The sequence below is a fragment of the Klebsiella sp. BIGb0132 genome, from assembly GCF_024810075.1.
In the GTDB taxonomy this organism is placed as follows: domain Bacteria; phylum Pseudomonadota; class Gammaproteobacteria; order Enterobacterales; family Enterobacteriaceae; genus Klebsiella; species Klebsiella terrigena.
Genome location: NZ_JANUDW010000001.1, coordinates 1,223,374 through 1,247,442 on the forward strand (window position 1 = coordinate 1,223,374; position 24,069 = coordinate 1,247,442).

Below are 24,069 nucleotides of genomic sequence, written 5' to 3' on the forward strand. Positions count from 1 at the left end.
CAGGAAAATTTTTCAAGCAATGACCGCGAAAAATGCCGAATGCGCGAAATAATTCAGGCTGCGGACGACGCGCGCCAGCAGCCTGAATGTCGGACTAAAGCCGGATCTTATGCCGTCCGGCGAGGGAGTGTGACAGCGTGGTGCCGTCAACCATCTCCAGCTCGCCGCCAACCGGCACGCCGTGGGCGATGCGGCTGGCCTCGACGCCGTACTGCGCGCAGAGTTCGGCAATGTAGTTCGCGGTCGCTTCGCCTTCCACCGTGGGGTTGGTGGCGAGGATCACTTCCTGCATCGATTCGTCACGCAGCCGCTGCTCCAGGCGGTCAAGCCCGATGTCATCCGGTCCAATCCCGTCAAGCGGCGACAGGTGGCCCATCAGCACGAAGTAGCGGCCGGAAAACTGCCCGGTCTGCTCGATGGCGTAGATGTCCGCTGGACTCTCCACCACGCAGATCTGCCCGTTCTCCCGGCGGCGCGGATTGCTGCAAATATTGCACACCTCCTGCTCGGTGAAGGTGCGGCAATCGGCACAGTGGCCGATTTCCGACATGGCGCGCGTCAATGACTGCGCCAGACGCATCCCGCCGCTGCGATCGCGCTGAAGTAGCGTAAACGCCATGCGCTGCGCCGACTTCGGGCCAACGCCCGGCAGGCAGCGCAGTGCTTCCATAAGCTGAGTTAACAGCGGGCTGGTTTGCATCAGAACGGCATCTTAAAGCCAGGCGGCAGCTGCATACCGGAAGAGACGGAGGCCATCTTCTCTTTCTGGGTCTCTTCAATGCGGCGCGCCGCATCGTTGAAGGCCGCAGCCACGAGGTCTTCCAGCATATCTTTGTCATCTTCCAGCAGGCTTGGGTCGATCTCCACGCGACGGCAGTTGTGCGCGCCGTTGATGGTGACTTTAACCAGTCCTGCGCCGGATTCACCGGTCACTTCCAGCCGGGCAATCTCTTCCTGCATCTGCTGCATTTTGTCCTGCATCTGCTGGGCCTGCTTCATCAGGTTACCCAGGCCGCCTTTTCCACCAAACATAGGCTTCTCTCTCAGTAGGTCATCGTTAAGGATGATGATGGCAAGTCGAACTTGTCATCAAATGGGGCGAATACTCTCTTCATCCAGGTCTGCATCGAAGAACCGGCGCAGCGTCTGGATGTTGTTATCCGCAATAATCGCTTCACGCGCCTGCGTGAGCTTCTCTTCATAAATTGCCTGCCGCCACTCCAGCGGCGTGCGCATCGCAGGATTATCGTCTTCCACGATGGTCAGTTCAACCGCTGCGCCGTATAAAACGCCGAGCGCTTCCGCCAGCTTTTGCTGCGCGCCAGCGGAGTTGAGATGCCGCTGGCTCGGCCGCAGATGCAGGCAGATACGGTTACCGTCCTGCTCTTTCCACGCGTTGAGCGCCACCTGCTCGACCAGCTTCGGCACCGCAAGCTGGTTAACTTCCGCCGCCCAGCTATCGCGTTCGACCGCTTCAACGGCAAGCTTTGCCGCCAGCTCCGGGGTTTTCTCATGCTCCAGCGCCTTCTTCAGCGCCTTCGGCGTGGCGACTTCTTCCTTCACCGTTTCGACGATAGTCGTTGATTTCCAGCGATAGGCTTCTTTCTTCGCCGGGGCCTGCTCCAGCGCCGCTGCAGCAGGTCGTGCCTGCACGCGCTCGGTAATCGAACTCAGACGCTCCAGCGCAGAGTTATTCACCGGCCGCGCGCGGGATGCGGCTGCCGGTTCACTCTTTTTTGGGCTGGGTGCTCCCTGATTACGCTGCAGATGGCTCCGCGCCGCCAGTACCTGACTGGTATTCTGCGGCAAATTCTGCGGCGGCGGCTGAACCGGCGGCGCCGCTGCGGCCTGCGGCGGTGCGGCAGCTATGGTCTGCACCGGCCGGACCTCAGGCTCGGGCAGCGGCTTATGCGGATGGAAAGCCAGCGCGCGCAGCAGGGTCATCTCAACGCCCATGCGCCGGTCCGGGGCATAGGGCAGCTCTTTACGGCCAATCAGCAGCGTCTGATAGTATAGCTGTACATCGGCTGGCGGGACGGTGCGCGCAAGCTCGCGCATGCGCTGCTCTATCGCGGCCATATCGGCACCCAGCGCCGAGGGCGACAGCTGTACCATCGCGATGCGGTGCAGCAGGCTCTGCATTTCGACCAGCAGCGCCTCCCACTCAACGCCGCGCGACGCGGCCTCGTTAACGCCGGCCATCACCCGCTCGCCGTCGGCGGCTACCAGCGCCTCAATTAAAGAGAGCGCCTGGTCGTCGTCCAGGGTGCCAAGCATCGCGCTGACCGACTCCGTCGTCAGGCGACCATCGCCGCTGGCAATGGCCTGATCGGTCAGGCTCAGGGCGTCACGCAGGCTGCCGTCCGCCGCACGCGACAGCAGCTGCAGCGCGCGGGATTCAAAGGCAATCTGCTCTTCGCCGAGGATATGCTCAAGCTGATGGCGGATCTGCTCAACGTCCAGCGCCTTCAGATGGAACTGAAGGCAGCGCGACAGGATCGTCACCGGCAGCTTTTGCGGATCGGTGGTGGCCAACAGGAATTTGACGTGCGCGGGCGGCTCCTCCAGCGTCTTTAACAACGCGTTGAAGCTGTGGCGCGACAGCATATGGACTTCATCAATCAGGTAGACTTTGAAGCGGCCACGGGCCGGCGCGTACTGAACGTTGTCCAGCAGATCGCGGGTATCTTCGACTTTCGTCCGCGAGGCGGCATCGATCTCTATCAAATCGACGAAGCGCCCCTGCTCTATTTCACGGCAGTTGTCGCACACGCCGCACGGCGTGGCGGTAATGCCGGTTTCACAGTTCAACCCTTTTGCCAGCAGGCGCGCAATGGAGGTTTTACCTACCCCGCGGGTGCCGGAAAAGAGATAAGCGTGATGGATGCGCCCTAACGACAAGCCGTTCGCCAGTGCGGTCAGCACATGTTCCTGGCCGACGACGTCAGCAAAGGTTTGTGGGCGCCATTTACGGGCTAAGACCTGATAACTCATGGGCTGGCTCTGAAACGCTGGAAGGTGAAATCACGAAGGGGCCATGCTATCACAGCCCCGCCGGATCGGCGAGGCTATGTATCGGGAAATGCTTAGTGACCCGGGAACGGAACCAGGCTGTAGCTGTTGATGCCCAGCTTATCCAGACGCTGCTCGCCGCCCAGATCGAACAGGTTGATGACGAAAGCAGCATCCTGCACCTCACCGCCCAGACGGCGGATCAGCTTGACGGTCGCATCGATGGTGCCGCCGGTCGCCAGCAGATCGTCAACCACCAGCACCTTGTCGCCTTCTTTGATGGCGTCAACGTGGATTTCCAGGCTGTCGGTGCCGTACTCGAGCTCGTAGCTCTCGGAGATAGTTTCACGCGGCAGCTTACCCGGTTTACGTACCGGAACGAAGCCAACACCCAGCGCCAGCGCAACCGGTGCGCCAAACAGGAAACCGCGCGCTTCGGTACCCACCACCTTGGTGATGCCGGCATTTCTGTAACGCTCGGTCAGCAGCTCGATGCTCAGGGCATAGGCCTGCGGGTCTTCCAGCAAGCTGGTGACATCACGGAAAAGGATACCCGGTTTCGGATAGTCCTGAATGCTTTGGATGCTGTTCTTCAGATATTCAAGCTGCTGTGCAGTTGCGGTCATAAGTTTATGCCTGATAAAAACGGTGTTACTCACGGACGCGCCAAACGGGCCAGGGAAACATTTGATTAACCTTTGACCAGGCGTACCCGCGCTCGAAAACGCTCGAATTTACTGACTGTCAGCGACAATTGCAACAGGCATTATGGCGCATCAGTGCTTTTGTTGCTTTGCATCAACCACCGGAATACGCCACATAAATATCAGCAGACAGGCCAAAATCACCAGCAGCATGATGCGTACCCACGTAAGCTTAACCAGCCACAGGGAAATGGCAAAGGTCAGTATAATCATCGCTATCGCCCGCGGCTTGGCGCCGGGCGGCATGGCGCGGTGCTGCTGCCAGTGGCGCAGGTAGCCGCCAAACCACGAGCGATACAGCAGCCAGTGATGAAAACGCGGCGATGAGCGGGCAAAGCACCAGGCCGCCAGCAGAATAAACGGCGTCGTCGGCAGTAAAGGCAGGAAGACGCCCAGCGTTCCCAGAACTACCGCCAGCCAGCCAATGATGATTAAAATAATACGTGGCATAATGCGAATCGTTATCAAGCAGATGTGGCTACTGTAGCATAGTTGCTTATCAGGGTAGGGAGGAGTTATTTGAAAACAACCCGGCTTTTACACTCGCTGGAAGAGCAGCTTGCCCGGCTGGCCGCAGAGGTCGCGCCGCTGGCGAACCACGCAACGCTGAGTGCCCGCTTCGATCGCCAGCTGTTCCGTACCCGCAGCACGCTGATGCAGGCCTATCTGGATGAAGCCCAGGATAATTTTGCCAAATTACAGCAGGCCGTCGCCCACCAGCAGCTGCCGCAGGTTGCCTGGCTGGCAGAGCGTCTGACCGCGCAAATTGTCGCCATCAGCCGCGAGACGGCAACCTGGTCGCTGCGCAGCTGGGACAGCGCGGCATCGGGGCTTGGCCGCTGGCAGCGGCGTCGGCTGAAGCACCAGGAGTATGAGCGTCGCCTGCTGGCCATGCGCAACGATCGCCAGCGGCAGTGGCTGCAGGCGACGACGCTCGATGAGCAACAGCGCCTGGCGAAAGAGGTCGAGGCCTATGCCGGACGCCTGGCCCGCTGCCGCGACGCGCTGGAAAAAATAGAGAGCGTGCTGGCACGCATGACGCGCTAACGGAAGGAATGAAAATGTCGCTAGAAAATGCCCCGGATGAAGTCAAACTGGCCGTCGATTTAATCATGCTGCTCGAAGAGAACCAGGTCAGCCCGCGCACGGTGCTCGGCGCGCTGGAAATCATTCGCCGTGATTATGAAGCCAAGCTAAAGAACGCGCCGGGATCGGCGCAGAACAATAAGGAACAGTAGCGGGCTGCGGGGCGGCGCATCGGCCGCCCCGAGAGTCAATTAACCGAGCGCCGGGGAAGGATCGTCCCCTTTAACTTCACGCTTCAGCTCCGTCACTTCATCACCCTTTTCATTACGCAGATGAACTTCCAGCTGGTTGAAGGCGATGTTGATATCGTTTTCACGGCACAGGCGATCGATGGCGCGGTTTAGCTCGTCCACGGTGTAGCTGCGATCGCGCAGTTCGCGAACGTAGAGACGCAGTTCGTGATCCAGCGTGCTGGCACCAAAGGTCGTGAAGAAGACCGCCGGCGCTGGTTCAGGCATCACCTTCGGATGCTCATGCGCGGCCTGCAGCAGGACTTCCTTCACCTTATCCAGATCCGAGCCGTACGCCACGCCGAGGCGGATGACGACGCGGGTAACGGTGTCAGACAGCGACCAGTTGATCAGACGCTCCGTCACGAACGCTTTGTTCGGAATGATCACCTCTTTGCGGTCAAAGTCGGTAATGGTGGTCGCGCGGATGCGGATCTTGCTGACGGTACCGGAGAAGGTCCCGATGGTCACCGTATCGCCGATGCGTACCGGGCGTTCAAAGAGGATAATCAGGCCGGAAACGAAGTTACCGAAAATTTCCTGCAGGCCAAAGCCCAAACCTACCGACAGCGCGGCCGCCAGCCACTGCAGTTTGTCCCACGATACCCCCAGCGAGCCAAACACCGTCATCGCGCCAATGGCGATAATGGCATAGTTCAGAATCGAGGTTATCGCATACGACGTCCCCTGGCGCATGTTGAGCCGCGACAGGATCAGCACTTCCAGCAGACCCGGCAGGTTGCGGATGAGCGCCCAGGCCACCATCGAGGCCACTATCGCAAACAGCAGGCTGCCCATGGTGACGCTTTTTACCACGTTGACGCCGGCTTCGGTGCCGTTGTAGTGCCACAGGGTGACGCTGTCGAGATAGGCGAAGACGGTGATCAGATCCGACCAAATAGCCCAGAACAGAATGCCGAACAGGGCGATCATCACCAGCATGGTGATGCGCAGCGTTTGCTGGTTGACCTGCTCCAGCGCGATCGTCGGCTCCTCCTGCGGCTCGGCGCCTTCGGCGCCCTCTTTGACCAGGTGCTGACGGCGAGCCAGCGCGCGACGCCAGGCGATACGGCGGGCCGCCACGCTCAGGCCGCGCAGCACGGTCTGATACAGCAGATTCCACAGCATCACCAGATAGACGGTTTCAATCCAGCGGCCGGCAAGGCGCAGCGTGGTATAGAAGTAGCCGGTTGCGGTCAGCGCCATCAGCGCGATGGGAACGATCGACAGCACGGTGACGGTCACCAGGCGCAGGCTGTGCGACTCTTTGTCGCGCCAGCTTTCGCGGCACATAGGCCACACCAGCACCGCAATCAGCAGCAGGTTGATAAAGATAACGAACTGCCCCAGCACATCGTCCATCAGATGCAGCGGAGAGAGTTCGGAGATAACCGACCACAGGTTCAGCGGCAGCAGCGCCAGGCTGACGCGGACAATCTGCCGACGCCAGTGGCTGGTGAGCTGCGGCGGCATATTGAAGTGGCTCACCGCCACGCCGTCTTTTTCCAGAACCTTCCAGCACAGGCCAAACACCAGCCAGAACAGCGCCAGCTTCTTGCTGTAGGCCCACAGCAGATCGCTGATATTGAGCTGCATCGTCAGCAGAATCAGGCCCGCGGCGAGGATCAGCAGCACCACCGGCAGAGCCCTAATCAGATCGATCAAAATCGCTTTTGGCGTATGCAGCTGGGTATCGTTACGCAGCTGCCCGACCTGCGACGCCAGCTTTGCCTGGTAGCTGCGCAGCCACTGCAGGCGCCAGCGGATAAGGCCGGCAATCAACAGCAGCGGCAGCCCGGCAAGGAAGGCCACAAAGACGGCGGGCCAGGCTTTTTCCCAGTTTACGGTGATTTTCATCGCCTTAAACTGCCCTTTCAGCGCTTCAGGGAAGGATTTGATCCACTCCCAGTCCATGGGCTTGTTGCTGTTAACCCAGAAAATTTGCTGGGTCAGGATGGCCTTCAGGGTGCTGGAGACGCTCATCAGTTGCTGCTGGTTAATCTGCAGGTTGATCGCCATCATCAGCTGATTACCCAGCTGTTTGTTGAACTGATCGAGCAGCTCTCGGCGCATATCTACCACGTCCAGCAGGGCGTCGTGCACTTCCTGATTCACGTCGCTGCTGTGCCCTTCTTCCAGTTTTGCGACGTAGGCGTCGCTCTGGAACAGGGCGTCGCGCTGCTGGTTAACCTCAAATTGTTCGAGGCGCAGGTCGGCGATGCGGTTGGTCATATCCTCCAGCTCGTCGGCAGACGGCAAGGTCTGCTGCTGCTGGTAAAGGATACGCGACAGCAGCAGGCTGCCTTTGAGGACCGAAATCTGTTCTTTAATGTCGCGTTCCGACTGCAGCGCGCGATCGAGCCAGTTTTTGACCTTAATATTGCGCTGCACCAGCTGGTTGCCGTTTTCAGTCGCCGATATCAGCCTCTGGCTAAGCTGGTGGTTAATCTCCAGCTCCTGCTTCACCAGCGGATTGGCCTGAATGCGCGCGGTTTCATCGGGCGTCACCGCTTCCTGCGCGGTTTTTTCCGTCAGCGTCAGCCGCTTGCTGTTAACGGCTTCCTGCAGCAGCTGCAGCTGATGCTCCAGACGGTTGCTGTTGGCGCTGACGTAGTCCCGCTGCTTCTGCAGCGTGTCCTGCAGGACGGTATTCCCTTCCAGGCTTTTACGCTGCTGGTCGATCTGCGCGTTCAGCAGCGCCTGCTGGGTCAGCAGAAGCCCCTGCAGGGTTGGACGCAGGGCCTCTTCCCCCACCGAGGTGCCGTTCAGCCGGTTACGGATCTGCTGCAACTGCTGGGACGCCGAGTACATCGCGTTCTGCACGCGCTCCGGCTGGGTTTGCAAAGCAACCAGCTGGCTGTTGTACGTCGCCAGATCGTTCTGGGCATTTTGCAGATCGTCGAGGGCCTGGGTGACGCGGGCTTCCAGCTGACGGAGCGACAGCGAGGCCAGCGTTTTGCGCGTGGCCTCATCGTCAGGCACATCGCCGAGCGCGTTCAGGCCATCGACCGCCTGGCGCATTTTCGCCGGGGCCTGATCGACCTGCTGGCGCAACTGGGCCGACTCCGACTTGATGCGCTCAATTTTATCGAGCGTTTCGAGGGTTTGCGTCAGGTCCTGCTGAACCAGCTTGTCCTGGGGAGTGAGCTCTTTCTGCTTATTCAGCGTATTGAGCTGGCTCTGCACTTCGGAGCGATCGGGTAAATCGGCCGCAAAGGCCCGCGTTGCGCCAAGGCTGCCAACGAAAAACATCAGTACAATTACAAAAGCGGAAATGGCGTTTCGCCAACGAATAGTATGCAGCATAGTGTTAACATGAGTGGTTGCAGAAGCCGGAGAATACCGGGGGTCGTCGCAGCGCGCAGAATAGCACTTCTACCCGCGCGCGAATAGCGGCGGATAGCGGCATTTTTTCGCGCCGGTTCAGGTCGGGAACTTAAGCGAAGCGCTAGAGCGCGGCCTCGGCTGGAGCCCGCAGTGACGGGCAAAACTGATACATCTCGAGCAGCGTCTCGACAAATTCGCGCGCGTCTTTTTGCAGATCGAAAGAGTCCGGCGCAAATAGCCAGTTTTCCATCAGGCCCGAAAGGTAGCTGCGCATTAAAATCGCCGCCCGCCGGGTTAATAAATTGGCCGGCAGCATCTTCGCCGCAATACATTCGTTAAGGGTGTGCTCGATGCGATCGTAGCTCTCGAGACAGAGGCTGCGCTGCGCCTCCTGGGCCGCCGTCATCTCGCCCACAAACTCGCATTTATGGAAGATGATTTCCATCATCAGCCGCCGACGCTCTTCTGTCACCGTTGCTTCAAGAACATAGACTAAGATCTCACGAACAACTGACAGTGGATCGTTGGGGAATTTTGCCCGATACTCAACTTCGAGGTCACTAATGCTGGCCTCCGAAAGCACCCATATTTCATTAAATAAATCTGATTTATTCTTGAAATGCCAGTAGATAGCCCCCCTCGTCACCCCTGCAGCTTTTGCAATTGCTGCCAACGAGGTAGATGATACGCCTTGCTGCGAAAACAAACGCAGAGCAACGTCCAGAATGTGTTGCCGGGTTTCAAGTGCCTGTTGTTTGGTTTTTCGTGCCATAGGTCGATGAGTTTACAGAGGTTACGTTTACATACATTTATGAATGTATGTACCATAGCATGACCATAATAGAAACACAGTAGTGGGTTTGTGGTCGTTTGAGCCACTGAACAATTTGAAATTGGACACTCGAGGTTTACATATGAACAAAAACAGAGGGTTAACGCCTCTGGCGGTCGTTCTGATGCTCTCAGGCAGCTTAGCGCTAACAGGATGTGACGACAAACCGGCTCAACAAGGGGCCCAGCAAATGCCGGAAGTCGGCGTTGTGACGCTCAAATCCGCACCTCTACAAATCACCACCGAGCTGCCTGGCCGCACCAGTGCATACCGCGTTGCTGAAGTTCGCCCTCAGGTGAGTGGCATTATTCTGAAACGTAACTTCACTGAAGGTAGCGATATCCAGGCAGGCGTGTCCCTTTATCAGATCGATCCGGCAACCTATCAGGCCAGCTACGAAAGCGCGAAAGGCGACTTAGCCAAAGCACAGGCGGCGGCAAACATCGCCCAGCTGACGGTCAAGCGTTACCAGAAACTGTTAGGCACCAAATATATCAGTCAACAAGACTACGACACCGCAGTTGCTGACGCTCAGCAGAACAATGCTGCCGTCGTGGCGGCAAAAGCTGCCGTGGAAACCGCGCGTATTAACCTGGCGTATACCAAAGTGACTTCGCCTATCAGCGGTCGTATTGGTAAATCGGCAGTGACGGAAGGTGCGCTGGTGCAGAACGGCCAGACCACCGCGCTGGCCACCGTTCAGCAGCTGGACCCGATCTACGTTGACGTGACCCAGTCGAGCAACGATTTCCTGCGCCTGAAACAGGAGCTGGCAAACGGTAAGCTGAAACAGGAAAACGGGAAAGCTAAGGTCGAGCTGGTCACCAGCGATGGTCTGAAGTATCCGCAGGGCGGCACGCTGGAGTTTTCTGACGTGACCGTTGATCAGACCACCGGTTCTATCACTCTGCGCGCTATCTTCCCGAACCCGGATAACTCCCTGCTGCCAGGTATGTTCGTCCGCGCGCGTTTGCAAGAAGGCACCAACCCTGACGCACTGCTGGTACCACAGCAGGGTGTAACCCGCACTCCGCGCGGTGATGCCAGCGTAATGGTGGTGGGCGAAGGCGATAAGGTCGAGGTTCGTCAGGTCACTGCAACGCAGGCGATTGGCGATAAATGGCTGGTCACTACCGGGGTGAAATCGGGCGATCGCGTCATCGTCACCGGGCTGCAAAAAGTAAAACCAGGCGTGCAGGTGAAAGCGCAGGAAGTAGCCTCTGACGATAAGCAGCAAGCTGCAAGCAACGCTCAGTCAGAGTAAACCAGGTCTTAACTTAAACAGGAGCCGTTAAGACATGCCTAATTTCTTTATCGATCGCCCCATATTCGCATGGGTGATCGCCATAATAATCATGCTAGCTGGGGGACTTGCGATCCTGAAGCTGCCTGTCGCGCAATATCCAACGATTGCGCCGCCGGCGGTGACAATTTCCGCAACCTACCCTGGTGCTGATGCGAAAACGGTGCAGGATACCGTCACGCAGGTTATCGAACAGAACATGAACGGTATCGATAACCTGATGTACATGTCCTCCAACAGTGACTCAACCGGTACGGTTCAGATCACGCTGACCTTCCAGTCCGGTACCGACGCGGATATCGCGCAGGTGCAGGTGCAGAACAAACTGCAGCTCGCTATGCCGCTGCTGCCACAGGAAGTACAGCAACAGGGCGTGAGCGTGGAGAAATCCTCCAGCAGCTTCCTGATGGTTGTCGGCGTTATCAACACCAACGGCACCATGACGCAGGAGGATATTTCCGACTACGTTGGCGCCAACATGAAGGATGCGATCAGCCGTACGTCGGGCGTGGGCGACGTTCAGCTGTTTGGTTCCCAGTACGCGATGCGTATCTGGATGGATCCGAACAAGCTGAACAACTTCCAGCTGACGCCGGTCGATGTCATTAGCGCCATTAAAGCGCAGAACGCCCAGGTTGCAGCCGGTCAGTTAGGCGGTACGCCGCCGGTGAAAGGCCAGCAGCTGAACGCTTCGATCATTGCGCAAACGCGTCTGAAATCTGCGGACGAATTTAGCAACATCCTGCTGAAAGTGAACCAGGACGGTTCGCAGGTTCGCCTGCGCGACGTGGCGAAGGTCGAGCTCGGTGGCGAAAACTACGACATCATCGCGAAGTTTAACAACCAGCCGGCTTCCGGTCTGGGTATCAAACTGGCGACCGGCGCTAACGCGCTGGATACCGCAAACGCCATTCGCGCTGAACTGGCAAAAATGGAGCCGTACTTCCCGTCAGGCCTGAAGATTGTTTACCCGTATGACACCACGCCGTTCGTGAAAATCTCCATTCATGAAGTGGTTAAAACGCTGGTTGAAGCAATTATCCTGGTCTTCCTGGTTATGTACCTGTTCCTGCAGAACTTCCGCGCCACGCTGATTCCAACCATCGCGGTTCCGGTGGTCCTGTTAGGGACATTCGCCATCCTCGCCATCTTTGGCTTCTCGATAAACACCTTAACCATGTTTGGTATGGTGCTGGCGATAGGCCTGTTGGTGGATGACGCCATCGTGGTGGTAGAAAACGTCGAGCGCGTCATGGCCGAGGAGGGGCTCCCGCCGAAGGAAGCAACCCGTAAATCTATGGGCCAGATCCAGGGCGCGCTGGTCGGTATCGCGATGGTCCTGTCGGCGGTATTCATCCCGATGGCCTTCTTCGGCGGCTCAACCGGGGCGATTTATCGTCAGTTCTCCATCACTATCGTTTCGGCGATGGCGCTGTCGGTACTGGTGGCATTGATTCTGACGCCGGCGCTGTGCGCCACGATGCTGAAACCTATCGCTAAAGGCGGTCACGGCGAGCACAAAGGCTTCTTTGGCTGGTTTAACCGCATGTTCGATAAGAGCACCCACCACTACACCGATAGCGTAGGCAACATCCTGCGCAGTACCGGTCGTTATCTGGTGCTGTATCTGATCATCGTTGTCGGAATGGCATTCCTGTTCGTTCGTCTGCCGAGCTCGTTCCTGCCGGATGAAGACCAGGGCGTGTTCCTGAGCATGGCGCAGCTGCCTGCTGGCGCCACCCAGGAGCGTACGCAGAAAGTGCTGGATGAGATGACGGACTACTACCTCACGAAAGAGAAAGCCAACGTTGAATCCGTGTTCGCGGTTAACGGCTTTGGCTTCGCGGGTCGTGGTCAGAACACCGGTATTGCGTTCGTTTCTCTGAAAGACTGGAGCGAACGTCCGGGCAGCGAGAACAAGGTTGAAGCGATTACCGGTCGTGCGATGGCGCGCTTCTCGCAGATTAAAGATGCGATGGTCTTCGCCTTTAACCTGCCGGCTATCGTCGAGCTGGGTACCGCAACCGGCTTTGACTTCCAGCTGATCGACCAGGGTGGCTTAGGCCACGAAAAACTGACCCAGGCGCGTAACCAGCTGTTTGGTGAAGTGGCGAAACACCCTGACCTGCTGGTCGGCGTGCGTCCGAACGGCCTGGAAGATACTCCGCAGTTCAAGGTAGATATCGATCAGGAGAAAGCGCAGGCGCTGGGCGTATCCATCAGTGACATCAATACCACGCTGGGCGCAGCCTGGGGCGGTAGCTACGTCAACGACTTTATCGACCGCGGTCGCGTGAAGAAAGTGTACGTGATGTCCGAAGCGAAATACCGCATGCTGCCAGAAGATATTGGCAACTGGTACGTTCGCGGTAGCGACGGGCAGATGGTGCCGTTCTCGGCCTTCTCAACGTCGCACTGGGAGTACGGTTCACCGCGTCTGGAACGCTATAACGGTCTGCCGTCGATGGAAATCCTCGGTCAGGCGGCTCCGGGTAGAAGTACCGGTGAAGCCATGAACCTGATGGAAGAACTGGCGGGCAAACTGCCGGCTGGCGTTGGCTACGACTGGACCGGTATGTCCTATCAGGAACGTCTGTCCGGTAACCAGGCTCCTGCACTGTATGCCATCTCGTTGATTGTGGTATTCCTGTGTCTGGCAGCGCTGTATGAAAGCTGGTCGATTCCGTTCTCGGTTATGCTGGTTGTACCGCTCGGGGTTATCGGCGCGCTGCTGGCCGCAACCTTCCGCGGCCTGACTAACGACGTCTACTTCCAGGTAGGTCTGCTGACCACCATCGGCCTGTCGGCGAAGAACGCGATACTTATCGTAGAGTTCGCCAAAGACCTAATGGATAAAGAAGGCAAGGGCCTGATTGAGGCGACGCTGGAGGCGGTACGTATGCGTCTGCGTCCAATCCTGATGACCTCGCTGGCCTTTATCCTCGGGGTTATGCCGCTGGTTATCAGCTCCGGCGCAGGCTCCGGTGCGCAGAACGCCGTAGGTACCGGCGTAATGGGCGGGATGGTCACCGCGACGGTTCTGGCAATCTTCTTCGTGCCGGTATTCTTCGTGGTCGTTCGTCGCCGTTTCAGCAAGAAAACGGAAGATATTGAGCACAGTCATCCGACCGGGCATCATTAATCTCTCAACTCAGGGCCGCATTTGCGGCCCTTTTTTTATCGATGAAAGCGCACACAATGTGATTGTTTAGCGGATGTTCTGCTATATAATCAGCGAAGATATGATGTAACCTATTTTTATCAGATTATTCTTCACGGTTTTACCCTTCGGCCTCACTCAGAATATTCTTAATACCAGCGTTATCCGTGGCTGCCGACGGGCGCATGACAAAATAACCTGCTAAACCAATGATCCATAAGGTGTGCTTTGCGATAGCCATCACCTTGATATGTTGCGGTATAATAGAATCCGATGCGTTAAGATAAATTAAGGGTAATAATTGTAATTTTTCGTAATAGCACGGTGAAATCTGTTTAAGAGTGGATTATAGTTAAATCAACAGGATTACAATGTATGTGCCAGGTCTGTTAGTCGTGTTCATCCCACAACGGTGCTTGTTAGTCGTCGTTTAAAACCACTCAAAAGGGGATGTGTTATGGACGAATACTCGCCAAAAAGACATGATATCGCACAGCTTCGATTTCTCTGCGAAACCCTGTATCATGATTGCCTTGCAAACCTGGAAGAGAGCAACCACGGGTGGGTCAATGACCCGACGTCGGCTGTCAATCTTCAGCTTAATGAATTGATCGATCACATTGCTACCTTCGCGCTTAATTATAAAATTAAGTACGCTGAGGATAATAAACTGATTGCTCAGCTCGATGAATACCTTGATGACACTTTCATGTTGTTTAGCAGCTACGGCATTAACAGCGTAGACCTGCAGAAATGGCGTAAATCGGGAAATCGGTTATTCCGTTGTTTTGTTAACGCCAGCCGGGAAAATCCGGCGAGTCTTTCTTGTTAGTATTATTACAATCTAAAGGTGAATTTATGTCTGGTGAACCATTAACCAAAACAGACTATTTGATGCGCTTACGCCGTTGTCAGACAATTGATACGCTGGAACGCGTAATTGAAAAAAATAAATACGAACTTCCGGACAACGAACTGGCTGTATTTTACTCAGCGGCCGATCACCGTCTTGCCGAATTGACCATGAATAAGCTCTACGACAAAATCCCGACGTCGGTATGGAAATTCATTCGCTAATTCATTTCAGGTAACGACCAGGCGGTAATCAGCCCCTCCCCTCACTTCGGGTATATTTGTGATATTACTCGCATAAATAGCCAAACGGCGTATCTGAAACCGGTTTCTTTTTTATACTGTGGCCCACCCGCTATTTGAGGAAAGCCCCATGAGTGAAGAGAAGCTTAAGATGATCGCCGGAGAGCTGTATCAGCCCGGAGATGCGACGCTACGCGCGGATCGCCTGCATGCCAGGCAGGAGCTGCATCGCTACAACCATTCGGCGCCGGAAGAACGTGAACTACGCAAAAACTGTCTGACAGCGTTATTTGGTCAGGCGGGCGATGCTTATATTGAGCCCAACTTCCGCTGTGACTATGGTTACAATATTTACCTCGGCAGTAATTTCTACGCTAATTTCGACTGCGTCATGCTCGACGTCTGCCCGATAAGGATCGGCGATAACTGCATGTTGGCACCCGGCGTACATATCTATACCGCCACCCATCCTCTCGATGCGGTCGAGCGCAACAGCGGCAGAGAGTACGGTAAACCGGTCACCATCGGGAATAACGTCTGGATTGGCGGCCGCGCCGTGATTAACCCTGGCGTGACGATTGGCGATAACGCCGTCATCGCCTCCGGGGCCGTGGTCGTCAAAGACGTTCCGCCGAATGCGGTTGTTGGCGGCAATCCCGCGCAAATCATCAGGATGCTGGAAGCGGAAAAAGAGTAACTGTTATGCTTTTCCGCAACTGATCTGTTACTTTTCCATCTGATTCCCGCAACATAAAATAGCCTTCAGGCTGGGCCTTAGTAGAATTCGGGGACAAAATGACAGAAATACAGCAACTGCTGACCAATACCATTGATGAGCTCAATGTGAAAGAGAAGCGCGACAACCGTCCGCGCTTCAGTATCAGTTTTATTCGCAATCATCCGTGGCTGTTCGTCGCGATGTACGCCGCCTTTGCTGCGACCTTCGTCGTCATGTTCACCTCAGAGACGCTGGTGGATTCCGTATGGCTACTGGTGGTGCTGTTTGTCCTGCTGAACGGCTTCTTTTTCTTTGACGTCTATCCGCGCTATCGCTACGAAGATATCGACGTCCTGGACTTTCGCGTCTGCTACAACGGCGAATGGTACAACACCCGCTTCGTCCCGCCTCAGCTGATCGAACGGATCCTGCAGTCGCCGCGCGTAGCGGGCGAGCAGAAAACACAGCTGCAAAAAATGATTGCTACCAAAGGCGAGCTGTCGTTCTACGATGTCTTCAGCCTGACCCGCGTCGGCACTGCCTGATAAGACGATTTAACGTCCGCAGCGCCGGAGCAAAATGCGAAGCGGACGTATTGCCATATCCCAGCACCAGCCCGCTTCGCGCGCGCCGAGCGTCCAGATAGAAGCGGCTTAACGCCGCAGGGGCCTGCTGAAACTGGCGGGCCTGCTCAACCACCGCCACATCATCAATCCCCTCAACGGCGACCGTCAGGTGCAGCCCGCCCTCGCCGCCGAGAATGTCGCAAGGCTGGGTCAGCTCCCTGGCCAGGGCCTCGCGTAGCTGCAGCTGACGCTTTCGGTACAAACGGCGCATGGCGGCCAGATGACGGGCATAGTGGCCCTCTTCGATAAAGAGCGCCAGCGCCCGCTGTTCAGCCCGATGGCCGCCCCGCAGCAGCGCGCTAACCGCCCCCTGAGCCGCGGCGGCCAGCGCCGGTGGCATGACCACAAAACCAATCCGCAGCGCCGGGAACAGCGTTTTGCTGAACGTACCGAGATAGACCACCGGCGCGTCTTTTACCATTCCCAGCATCGCCGGGATCGGCTCACCGCTGTAGCGAAACTCGCTATCGTAGTCATCTTCCACGATCCAGGCATTATGCTGGCGCGCATACTCCAGCAGCGCCAGACGTCGCCCGGCGCTCATCACCGCTCCGCATGGATACTGGTGCGAAGGGGAAGTGAAAATGAGCCTCGGCGTTTCGCCCTCATCCACCTCCGGACGCATACCTTCGCTGTCGACCGCCATCCCCTTCACCCGCAGCCCGGCCTTCAGAAACACGCTTTTGGCGCCTAAATAGCCCGGCTCCTCTACCCAGGCGGTGTCGCCAGCGACGCTCAGCAGGTGGGTACAGAGGTTGACCCCCTCAAGCGCGCCTTCGGTAATGACAATCTGCCGGGCATCGCAGCGAATACCGCGCGACAGCGCGAGGTGGCGCACGATAGCCTCCCGCAGCGCCAGCTCCCCCGCCGCATCGCCGTAGCCCAGCAGCGTGCTGCCCTCTTCGCGCAGGACGCGATCGAGCAGACGTCGCCAGATGGAGAGAGGAAAGTAGTTAATCGCCGGCGTACCGGGAGTAAAGGCCAGAGCAGGAGAGTCGCGCCTGGCCCCCGCCGGGAGCGCCAGCAGCCGTTCCGGCAGCGCAATCGCCGGTAGCGTAACCTTGCTCTCCTGCGCAGAGCTCAGCGCCGCCACGTGCGTCCCCTGCCGGCTGCGCAGCAAGTAGCCCTCCATCGCCAGCTGCTCCAGCGCCGCGTTAACCGTGTTGCGCGACAGATTGAGCCAGCTGGCGATGGCACGTGAGCCAGGCAGACGGCTGCCTCCTGCCAGAGTCCCCTGCAAAATAGCGCCACGCAGCGCGTGGTACAGCGTCCGCTGCAGTGTCTCATCGCCCCTGTCGCGCAGGGCATGTTCCAGTAAAGTGAAAAAGGCATCGTCAGGGATATTCATTGCGGCTCCTCGTGGCACCATCAAAATATAGTTCAATGGCACTTTTTATGGAACCAACAAGGCCTTAGTCTCAGCGCATACGTCCATATAAGGAAAGCAAAATGAGTCAGCATAACCACTTCGGCCAACCCGTCGGCGATGCCCTGCCCGACTGGCAGCCACGTCCCGCTCCGCAGCGGCAGACCCTGCAAGGACGCCTCTGTTATCTGGAGCCACTGGCCGGAAAGCACGCTGAGGCGCTCTTCGCCGCCCATCAGCTGGCCCCGGATACGCGCAGCTGGACCTGGCTGCTGCGTGAGCCCGATAGCAGCGTCGAAGAGTTTAGCGCATGGGTAGCCAGCGTAGCCGAACTTAGCGACCCGCTTCATTTTGCGGTGATTGACCGCCAGACCCAACTGCCCGTCGGCTCGCTGGCGCTGATGAGAATTGATGCAAATAATGGCGTTGTCGAGGTGGGGCACGTGCATTTTTCGCCGCTGCTTAGCCGAACGGCAATGGCTACCGAAGCGCACTGGCGGCTGATGCGCTACGCGTTTGATACCCTCGGCTATCGCCGCTACGAATGGAAATGTAACAGTCTGAACGAGCCTTCACGTCGGGCGGCGCGGCGACTAGGTTTTCACTATGAGGGGCGCTTTCGTCAGGCGCTGGTGATAAAGGGCCACAACCGGGATACCGACTGGTTTTCGATAATCGATACGGAGTGGCCGCAGATTGATAGCGCTATGCAGAGATGGCTGGCCAGCGACAATTTCAGCGCCGATGGCCAGCAGATCCGTACCCTTGAGAGCCTTCGCCCTCAGGCAGGCTAGCGCCTTTTTTTCCGCCCCTGCACGGCCTTAAAGCGGGGGTTGCTTTTGCAGATGACGTACAGCCGCCCTTTGCGTTTGACTATCTGGCAGTCCGGATGGCGCTGTTTGGCGCTGCGTAAAGAATTAAGCACCTGCATTATTCGCTCCTTTTCGCATCAATAAAGCTGCCGAAACGCTTGCGGAAACGAGCGGTGCTCCCTTCATTGGAGAAGGTTTTCTGCTTACCGGTGTAGTACGGGTGCGATTTGGAGGAGACGTCAATCGGCACGTACGGATAGGTCACCCCTTCCAGATCGATCTCACGCTCGGTTTTTATCGTCGAACCCACTTTAAAATATTCATTAGCGCTGGTGTCGTGAAACACAACGGTGCGGTAATGCGGATGAATATTCGCTTTCATGATGACCTCATTAGATATGTTATAACATAACAATAAGGTTACGCCGGTAAACAACAAAGATCAACCATGAACAGCAAAGGGATTTAGGCGGCGGGCTGAGACGCCCGTCCGCTGGCTATCAGGGATTCAGCTGATGGGCAAGCGCGCGCAGCTGCTCGGCAATGGCCTGCAGGTTCTTGCCCTGCTCCATTTTGGGCCCGGTAGAGTGACGTACCACCAGCCGTGCCGGAAGAATGGAGGAGGTGTTCAGCTTTTCGCTATCGCCGCTGTCCAGGATGCGGCGCACGGCCTCTTTCCCCTGTAAATCGAGATCCAGTGAAACGGTGGTTAACGCCGGATAGAAGAAGGAGCTTTCATAGGTGTCATCATAGCCAATGACCGACTTCTCACCGGGGATCGGCACCTGATGCTGATGGAAAGCGCTCAATACCCCCAGCGCCATCTGGTCGTTGCCGACCAGCACCGCGCTAAATTTCGGCGTCTCGCGCAGCATCTGTAAAGCCCCGGCATAGCCGCTTTGCGCATCCCAGTTGCCGCGGATCACCGTTACCGGCTGCAGGCCATAGCCCTCCAGCGTTTCAAGCCAGCTTTTCAGCCTCAGCCTGGCCGATACGGAGCTTTCCGGGCCGGCCAGCAGCGCAATTTCACGGTGGCCCATCTCATAGAGATATTTCACGCTCGCACGGGTGCCGTCGGCCGGGTTAAACGAAACGTTAAACACCGAGCTGTAGGGATCAACGTCTAAAAACAAACATACGATGTCGTCATTGTCAGCGGCGATTTTCTGCGCCTGTTCGGTATCCAGAGGGACGTTAATGATCACCTTGTCTACCAGCTGAGACTTCAGCTCGTTGATCGAATCCTGGATACTTTGGTTGACGCTCTCATCAATCATTGAGATCAGCACCTGATACCCTTCAACGTTAGCGTAGCGTTTCACCGCCGCCGCCACCTGCGAAGGCGCGTGCAGCGCGAGCGAAATGGTCACCAGACCCACGGTCCGACTTTGCTTACCCACCAGCTGCTGAGCCAGGCGATTTGGCACGTAGCGCAGCAACTCAATAGATTTCTCCACCTTGTGACGCGTGGCTTCGGATACATTGGCAGATTTATTCAGTACCCTGGACACCGTCTGATAAGAGACCCCCGCATGGCGAGCGACATCTTCTAAGGTTGCACTTTTAGACTTCATGGTCCGGTTCCTTATGTTGTTATCCCTGGATTGTAACAGGGGCTATTTGAAAAAACGCTCCCCGCGACGTCCCTCGGCGAAAAACCGTCAGTAAAAGTATTACGCTCACAATACATTAAATTGTGAATGGACTCACCGACCGTAACAAAATACGCGATTTTATTTGCACTTAGTCACACTATCGCGATCGTTCATTTGCCTGAATTTACGTTTAGGCATTTTATGACATCGTTAATGTGAACGTAATACAAAACAATAAGAGGATAGACATGAACACTACGCTGCGCACTCTTTCTGCTGCGTTAACCGCCGCGCTGATTTCACCCTCCGTAATCGCAGCCACCGCGACGGTTCCGGGTATCGATTTTCATGGTTATATGCGCGCCGGGGTTGGGGTCTCCGGTGATGGTAGTCTCGCCGAATGGCAAAAGAATAAGATTGGCCGCCTGGGCAACGAATCCGATACCTACGGCGAGCTGGAGCTCGGCTCGGAAGTCTATAAAAAGGACGACGTCAGCTTCTATCTTGATAGCATGGTCAGCATGGTGTCAGACGGCTCCAACGATAACGAAACCACGCTTAACGACGACGCGCAGTTTGGCCTGCGCCAGCTCAACCTGCAGATTAAAGGCCTGGTCCCGGGCGACCCGAACGCGGTGATATGGGGCGGTAAACGCTATTACCAGCGCCACGATCTGCACATCATTGATACCAAATACTGGAACATTTCCGGCTCCGGTGCCGGGCTCGAAAACTACACCCTGGGCCCGGGCGCGGTCTCGTTCGCATGGATCCGCGGCGACGCTAACGACGTCGACTACCGCGTCGATGGCGACAGCAACGTCAATATTAACTATCTCGATCTGCGCTACGCCGGCTGGAAACCGTGGTCCGGCTCGTGGACCGAATTCGGTATCGACTACGCCATGCCGAACACCACTAAAAAGCAGGACAGCTACGGCGGACTCTACGATGCTGAAAACGGCGTCATGCTGACCGGTGAGATAAGCCAGGATATGCTGGGTGGTTATAACAAGCTGGTGCTGCAGTACGCCAATAAAGGGCTGGCACAAAATATGGTCTCCCAGGGCGGCGGCTGGTACGACATGTGGAACTACGTCAACGACGCCAGCGGCTATCGCGTTATCAATACCGGCCTGATCCCGATTACCGAGAAGTTCTCCATTAACCACGTTCTGACCTGGGGTTCCGCCGACGACATCACCGACTACACCAATAAAACGCGGATGCTTTCTCTCGTCGCCCGCGGACAGTATCAGTTTACGGAGTACGTACGGCTGATCGGCGAGGTGGGCGGGTTCTACCAGAAAGATAGCTACAAGAACAATACCGACTACAAGCAGGCGGGTGAGAAGTACACCATTGCGCTAGGCCTCGCCGACGGTCCTGACTTTATGTCGCGCCCGGAGCTGCGTATTTTTGCCTCCTACCTGAATGATTCCGAGCACGGTAAGCCATTTGAAGATCAGACTGCCAGCAACACGTGGAACTTTGGTGTCCAGGTCGAAGCCTGGTGGTAATAAATATCGCGTAATATCGTTTTATCTCCAGCTGTAAGGTTGTTAATTACCCTCCGGTAATGAGTATTGCCATTGCTATTTTAATATCCTGAATAATTCGGGTCGCAGGACGGCGGCAGGCATGAAAGCGTTTTTTAACAACAGCAGCTGCCCACCTACGGCGTGAAATATGCGGCGTATATCAGGGATAACTCACCGTTGAGTTATCCCTTTTTTATTTAACGACGAGCGGTAAAATGGCCGTCTAATAATTGACGCAGGGCATCCGACTGTTTGCCAAAAATAGCATGGACCTGCTGCCCAAGGATAATAACGCCCAACGCCCCCTGCTGCTGTAAAGCCTGAGAGTCAACAACCGCCAGATTATTTACCGTGACCCGCAGGCGGGTAATACAGGCATCAACGTTAACAATATTCTCCTCGCCGCCAAAGGCGGAAATGAGGGACTGAACCTGCTGCTTTTCCACATCGCTGAGCGGAACCGTCGGGCGGGGCTGGGAGAAATAGTGCAGGAAGGATTTTAAACTCACCATAATACGCTCCAGATGATAACAGATAAAAAAAAGCCTGCTCGCAAGAGCAGGCATGGGCAGAGAGGAATTACGCTTTGCGGCTGAGGATGCGGCAATCCCAGGCGCTCAGGCTCAGAGGCGCATCAGCCGCGGCGCCGGAGAGGCAGTCGCGATAGCCCTGCGGGAGCGTCACGCTATGCTGCTGGGCGCTGTAGTTTTGCAGGAACACAAAGGTCGTTTCACCGTCGGTACGCGCCGTTGCCACGACGCCCGGCGGGAAATCAGCGTCAACGGCCCGCGGCAGCGCCAGCTCTTTGCTTATTGAGGCGAAGAAATCGCGCTGGAAGGCCAGGTCGTTGCGCGACGCCACGTGCCAGGCCTTGCCTTTGCCAAAGCGGTTAACGGTCACCGCCGGCCGCCCGGCGTAGAAATCATCCCGATAGGTCGCCAGCGGCTGCGCGCCCTCAGCGTGGATCAGCTCGCAGAGGTGGCGCACCTGATAAGGGCCCTGCAGGCCGCTCTCATTGCCCGCCAGCCCCTGAACCAGATTACGTTCGCCGTCATTCAGGCAGTCAATCTCCTCCGCCCAAATTCCCAGCAGGTTGCGCAGCGGGCCCGGGAAGCCGCCGAGGTGGCAAAGATCGCTCTCGTTTACAATCCCGGTCCAGTAGGTGGTCACCAGATGACCGCCGCCGGCAACGAACGCTTCGGCGCGCTCGGCAAAGCCGTCGCGAACCATATAGAGCATCGGCGCAATCACCAGCCGATAGGGGCTTAAATCGACATCGGCATCGATGATATCCACCGCAATACCCTGTTCCCAGAACGGGCGGTAGTGCTCGTTAACGGTATTTTCATACTCCATACCCATATTGCGCGGCCCCTGGGCATCGTCCAACGCCCAGCGGTTTTGCTGATCGAAAACGATCGCCACTTTGGCATCGGTGCTACAGCCAACCACCTCCGGCAGCTGGCTCAGCATCTCACCCAGCCGGGTCACTTCCCGGCCGACGCGGGTATCAAGGTGCCCGACGTGATCGATAATTGCGCCGTGGAATTTCTCCACCGAACCCCGGCTCTTGCGCCACTGGAAGTACTGCACCGAATCCGCGCCGTGGGCCACCGCCTGCAGGGAGGAGAGAATGTGCATGCCCGGCTTTTTCAGCTTGCTGGTCGGCTGCCAGTTGGTTGCGCTCGGCGTCGACTCCATCAGCACAAACGGCTTACCGCCCTTCAGGCTACGCATCATGTCGTGATACATCGCGGTGTAGCAGGCCAGCGTCGTCTCATCCTTGTCGCGATGCCACATCGGGTAGCTATCCCAGGAGATGAAATCGAGGTTTTTTGCCAGCTGCCAGTAGTCGTAATCGTAGAAATATTCCATAAAGTTTGTGGTCACCGGCAGGTCGGCATTTGCCGCTTTCAGCGGAGCAACTTCATGGCGACAAAAATCGCTAACCTGGGCGGTGTTAAAGCGATGCCAGTCGAGGTTGAGGCCGTGGATGGAGACCTCCCCCTGCGGGGACGGAGATTCAATCTGCGACCAGTCGCTATAGGTGTGGCTCCAGAAGGTGCTCCACCAGGCATGGTTGAGATTATCCAGCGTCTCATAGCGCGCCTTCAGCCAGTCGCGGAAGCGCTCCTGGCAGATATCGCAGTGGCACTCGCCGCCGTATTCGTTGGAGATATGCCAGCCCAGCACCGCCGGATGCCGTGAATAGCGCTCCGCCAGCAGGCTGTTTATTTTGAAGGTTTTTTCCCGGTATACCGGCGAGCTCATGCAGTGGTTGTGCCGCCCGCCGTGCAGCGCCGGCACGCGGTCGCGCCCCACGCGCAGCACCTGCGGATAGGCCTGCGACATCCAGGCCGGCCGCGCCCCGCTCGGGGTGGCAAGAAATACGTGAATGCCGGCGGCATAGAGCTTATCCAGAATGCTATCCAGCCAGCCAAACTCAAATACGCCTTCCCGAGGTTCAAGTTTGGCCCAGCTGAAAATACCCACCGACATGACGTTGCAGTTTGCCTGCTGCATCATGGCAATATCCTGGTCGATAATATCGGGATAGTTTTCCCACTGTTCCGGGTTGTAGTCCGCACCATGCAATAGCGCATTAACCTTCGGACTCAAAGGCGCAAATTTTTTCATAATAAACATCCTGAAGTTTAACATT

At 56.8% G+C, this 24,069-nt stretch carries 24 protein-coding genes and 1 other annotated feature; of the genes, 10 read left to right on the forward strand and 14 right to left on the reverse strand.

Features of this window, described 5'->3' with window-relative positions; genetic code table 11:
• Positions 1 to 94: 94 nt before the first annotated feature.
• The 5 genes from recR to M2416_RS05645 all read right to left on the reverse strand — a co-directional run bounded on the left by recR (position 95) and on the right by M2416_RS05645 (position 4,166).
• A complete protein-coding gene (gene recR / locus M2416_RS05625; protein ID WP_041144365.1) occupies positions 95 to 700 on the reverse strand; it encodes a recombination mediator RecR in 606 nt (201 codons plus the stop codon).
• Positions 700 to 1,032: a YbaB/EbfC family nucleoid-associated protein gene (locus M2416_RS05630; RefSeq protein ID WP_041144364.1), complete on the reverse strand. Its 333-nt coding sequence runs from the start codon at positions 1,030 to 1,032 to the stop codon at positions 700 to 702. Before M2416_RS05630 ends, recR begins: the two co-directional genes overlap by 1 nt.
• Before the next feature lie 57 nt (positions 1,033 to 1,089).
• Positions 1,090 to 2,994, reverse strand: coding sequence for a DNA polymerase III subunit gamma/tau (dnaX, locus tag M2416_RS05635; protein WP_076944701.1), 1,905 nt, complete (start codon positions 2,992 to 2,994; stop codon positions 1,090 to 1,092).
• Positions 1,693 to 1,757 (reverse strand) — a sequence feature (DnaX frameshifting element). Its footprint overlaps the gene before it by 65 nt.
• Positions 2,995 to 3,086: 92 nt before the next feature.
• Positions 3,087 to 3,638, reverse strand: a complete 552-nt coding sequence (gene apt, locus M2416_RS05640; protein WP_041144362.1) for an adenine phosphoribosyltransferase — start codon at positions 3,636 to 3,638, stop codon at positions 3,087 to 3,089.
• A 150-nt stretch (positions 3,639 to 3,788) separates the two neighbouring features.
• Positions 3,789 to 4,166 (reverse strand): DUF454 family protein, encoded by a 378-nt coding sequence (locus M2416_RS05645; RefSeq protein ID WP_041147537.1) that lies wholly within the window; start codon positions 4,164 to 4,166, stop codon positions 3,789 to 3,791.
• Between the two features lie 69 nt (positions 4,167 to 4,235).
• Here M2416_RS05645 and priC point away from each other — a divergent pair, with 69 nt between their 5' ends.
• Both priC and rsmS read left to right on the forward strand, forming a co-directional pair.
• Positions 4,236 to 4,763: a primosomal replication protein N'' gene (priC, locus tag M2416_RS05650; protein ID WP_041144361.1), complete on the forward strand. Its 528-nt coding sequence runs from the start codon at positions 4,236 to 4,238 to the stop codon at positions 4,761 to 4,763.
• Between the two features lie 14 nt (positions 4,764 to 4,777).
• Entirely contained in the window at positions 4,778 to 4,954 is a 177-nt protein-coding gene (rsmS, locus tag M2416_RS05655) for a pleiotropic regulatory protein RsmS (protein WP_071844892.1), read from the forward strand.
• Positions 4,955 to 4,993: 39 nt separating this feature from the next.
• Here the strand turns inward: rsmS and mscK are convergent, their stop codons facing one another.
• Both mscK and acrR read right to left on the reverse strand, forming a co-directional pair.
• On the reverse strand, positions 4,994 to 8,338 hold the full coding sequence (mscK, locus tag M2416_RS05660) for a mechanosensitive channel MscK (RefSeq protein ID WP_076944699.1): 3,345 nt from the start codon (positions 8,336 to 8,338) through the stop codon (positions 4,994 to 4,996).
• A 142-nt stretch (positions 8,339 to 8,480) separates the two neighbouring features.
• The gene (gene acrR, locus M2416_RS05665; protein WP_041144359.1) at positions 8,481 to 9,131 is read right to left on the reverse strand and encodes a multidrug efflux transporter transcriptional repressor AcrR; all 651 of its coding nucleotides are present in this window, start codon (positions 9,129 to 9,131) and stop codon (positions 8,481 to 8,483) included.
• A gap of 142 nt (positions 9,132 to 9,273) precedes the next feature.
• On the opposite strand from acrR, the gene acrA reads away from it, so the two are divergent.
• The 5 genes from acrA to maa all read left to right on the forward strand — a co-directional run bounded on the left by acrA (position 9,274) and on the right by maa (position 15,446).
• Positions 9,274 to 10,455 carry a multidrug efflux RND transporter periplasmic adaptor subunit AcrA gene (gene acrA, locus M2416_RS05670; protein WP_076944698.1) on the forward strand — a complete coding sequence of 394 codons (1,182 nt, stop codon included), beginning with the start codon at positions 9,274 to 9,276 and terminating at the stop codon, positions 10,453 to 10,455.
• A gap of 34 nt (positions 10,456 to 10,489) precedes the next feature.
• On the forward strand, positions 10,490 to 13,636 hold the full coding sequence (gene acrB / locus M2416_RS05675) for a multidrug efflux RND transporter permease subunit AcrB (RefSeq protein ID WP_041144357.1): 3,147 nt from the start codon (positions 10,490 to 10,492) through the stop codon (positions 13,634 to 13,636).
• 475 nt (positions 13,637 to 14,111) lie between these two features.
• Complete coding sequence (gene tomB, locus M2416_RS05680; RefSeq protein ID WP_041144356.1) at positions 14,112 to 14,486, forward strand: Hha toxicity modulator TomB; 375 nt, start codon at positions 14,112 to 14,114, stop codon at positions 14,484 to 14,486.
• A 26-nt stretch (positions 14,487 to 14,512) separates the two neighbouring features.
• Positions 14,513 to 14,731 (forward strand): HHA domain-containing protein, encoded by a 219-nt coding sequence (locus M2416_RS05685; protein ID WP_041144355.1) that lies wholly within the window; start codon positions 14,513 to 14,515, stop codon positions 14,729 to 14,731.
• Between the two features lie 148 nt (positions 14,732 to 14,879).
• A complete protein-coding gene (gene maa / locus M2416_RS05690) occupies positions 14,880 to 15,446 on the forward strand; it encodes a maltose O-acetyltransferase (protein WP_259222598.1) in 567 nt (188 codons plus the stop codon).
• Here the strand turns inward: maa and M2416_RS26965 are convergent.
• Positions 15,418 to 15,555, reverse strand: coding sequence for a hypothetical protein (locus M2416_RS26965; protein ID WP_371823018.1), 138 nt, complete (start codon positions 15,553 to 15,555; stop codon positions 15,418 to 15,420). The two genes, maa and M2416_RS26965, sit on opposite strands and share 29 nt — an antisense overlap.
• Between M2416_RS26965 and M2416_RS05695 the strand changes: the two genes are divergently transcribed.
• On the forward strand, positions 15,545 to 16,012 hold the full coding sequence (locus M2416_RS05695) for a YlaC family protein (RefSeq protein WP_133596456.1): 468 nt from the start codon (positions 15,545 to 15,547) through the stop codon (positions 16,010 to 16,012). The two genes, M2416_RS26965 and M2416_RS05695, sit on opposite strands and share 11 nt — an antisense overlap.
• On the opposite strand, the gene pdxR is transcribed toward M2416_RS05695, so the two are convergent.
• Entirely contained in the window at positions 15,984 to 17,441 is a 1,458-nt protein-coding gene (gene pdxR, locus M2416_RS05700; RefSeq protein ID WP_259222601.1) for a MocR-like pyridoxine biosynthesis transcription factor PdxR, read from the reverse strand. The two genes, M2416_RS05695 and pdxR, sit on opposite strands and share 29 nt — an antisense overlap.
• 101 nt (positions 17,442 to 17,542) lie before the next feature.
• On the opposite strand from pdxR, the gene M2416_RS05705 reads away from it, so the two are divergent.
• A complete protein-coding gene (locus M2416_RS05705) occupies positions 17,543 to 18,253 on the forward strand; it encodes a GNAT family N-acetyltransferase (RefSeq protein ID WP_259222602.1) in 711 nt (236 codons plus the stop codon).
• Here the strand turns inward: M2416_RS05705 and ykgO are convergent.
• The 3 genes from ykgO to M2416_RS05720 form a co-directional block, all read right to left on the reverse strand.
• Complete coding sequence (ykgO, locus tag M2416_RS05710) at positions 18,250 to 18,390, reverse strand: type B 50S ribosomal protein L36 (protein WP_003859006.1); 141 nt, start codon at positions 18,388 to 18,390, stop codon at positions 18,250 to 18,252. The two genes, M2416_RS05705 and ykgO, sit on opposite strands and share 4 nt — an antisense overlap.
• Positions 18,390 to 18,653, reverse strand: a complete 264-nt coding sequence (locus M2416_RS05715) for a type B 50S ribosomal protein L31 (RefSeq protein ID WP_076944693.1) — start codon at positions 18,651 to 18,653, stop codon at positions 18,390 to 18,392. Before M2416_RS05715 ends, ykgO begins: the two co-directional genes overlap by 1 nt.
• A 118-nt stretch (positions 18,654 to 18,771) precedes the next feature.
• On the reverse strand, positions 18,772 to 19,845 hold the full coding sequence (locus M2416_RS05720) for a LacI family DNA-binding transcriptional regulator (protein WP_076944692.1): 1,074 nt from the start codon (positions 19,843 to 19,845) through the stop codon (positions 18,772 to 18,774).
• Positions 19,846 to 20,114: 269 nt separating this feature from the next.
• Between M2416_RS05720 and M2416_RS05725 the strand changes: the two genes are divergently transcribed.
• Positions 20,115 to 21,386: a maltoporin gene (locus tag M2416_RS05725; RefSeq protein WP_076944691.1), complete on the forward strand. Its 1,272-nt coding sequence runs from the start codon at positions 20,115 to 20,117 to the stop codon at positions 21,384 to 21,386.
• A gap of 218 nt (positions 21,387 to 21,604) precedes the next feature.
• Here M2416_RS05725 and M2416_RS05730 read toward each other — a convergent pair whose 3' ends face one another.
• Positions 21,605 to 21,919 carry a glucose PTS transporter subunit EIIB gene (locus M2416_RS05730; RefSeq protein WP_041144347.1) on the reverse strand — a complete coding sequence of 105 codons (315 nt, stop codon included), beginning with the start codon at positions 21,917 to 21,919 and terminating at the stop codon, positions 21,605 to 21,607.
• 67 nt (positions 21,920 to 21,986) lie between these two features.
• The gene (locus tag M2416_RS05735; RefSeq protein WP_123551461.1) at positions 21,987 to 24,044 is read right to left on the reverse strand and encodes a beta-galactosidase; all 2,058 of its coding nucleotides are present in this window, start codon (positions 24,042 to 24,044) and stop codon (positions 21,987 to 21,989) included.
• Between the last annotated feature and the right edge of the window lie 25 nt (positions 24,045 to 24,069).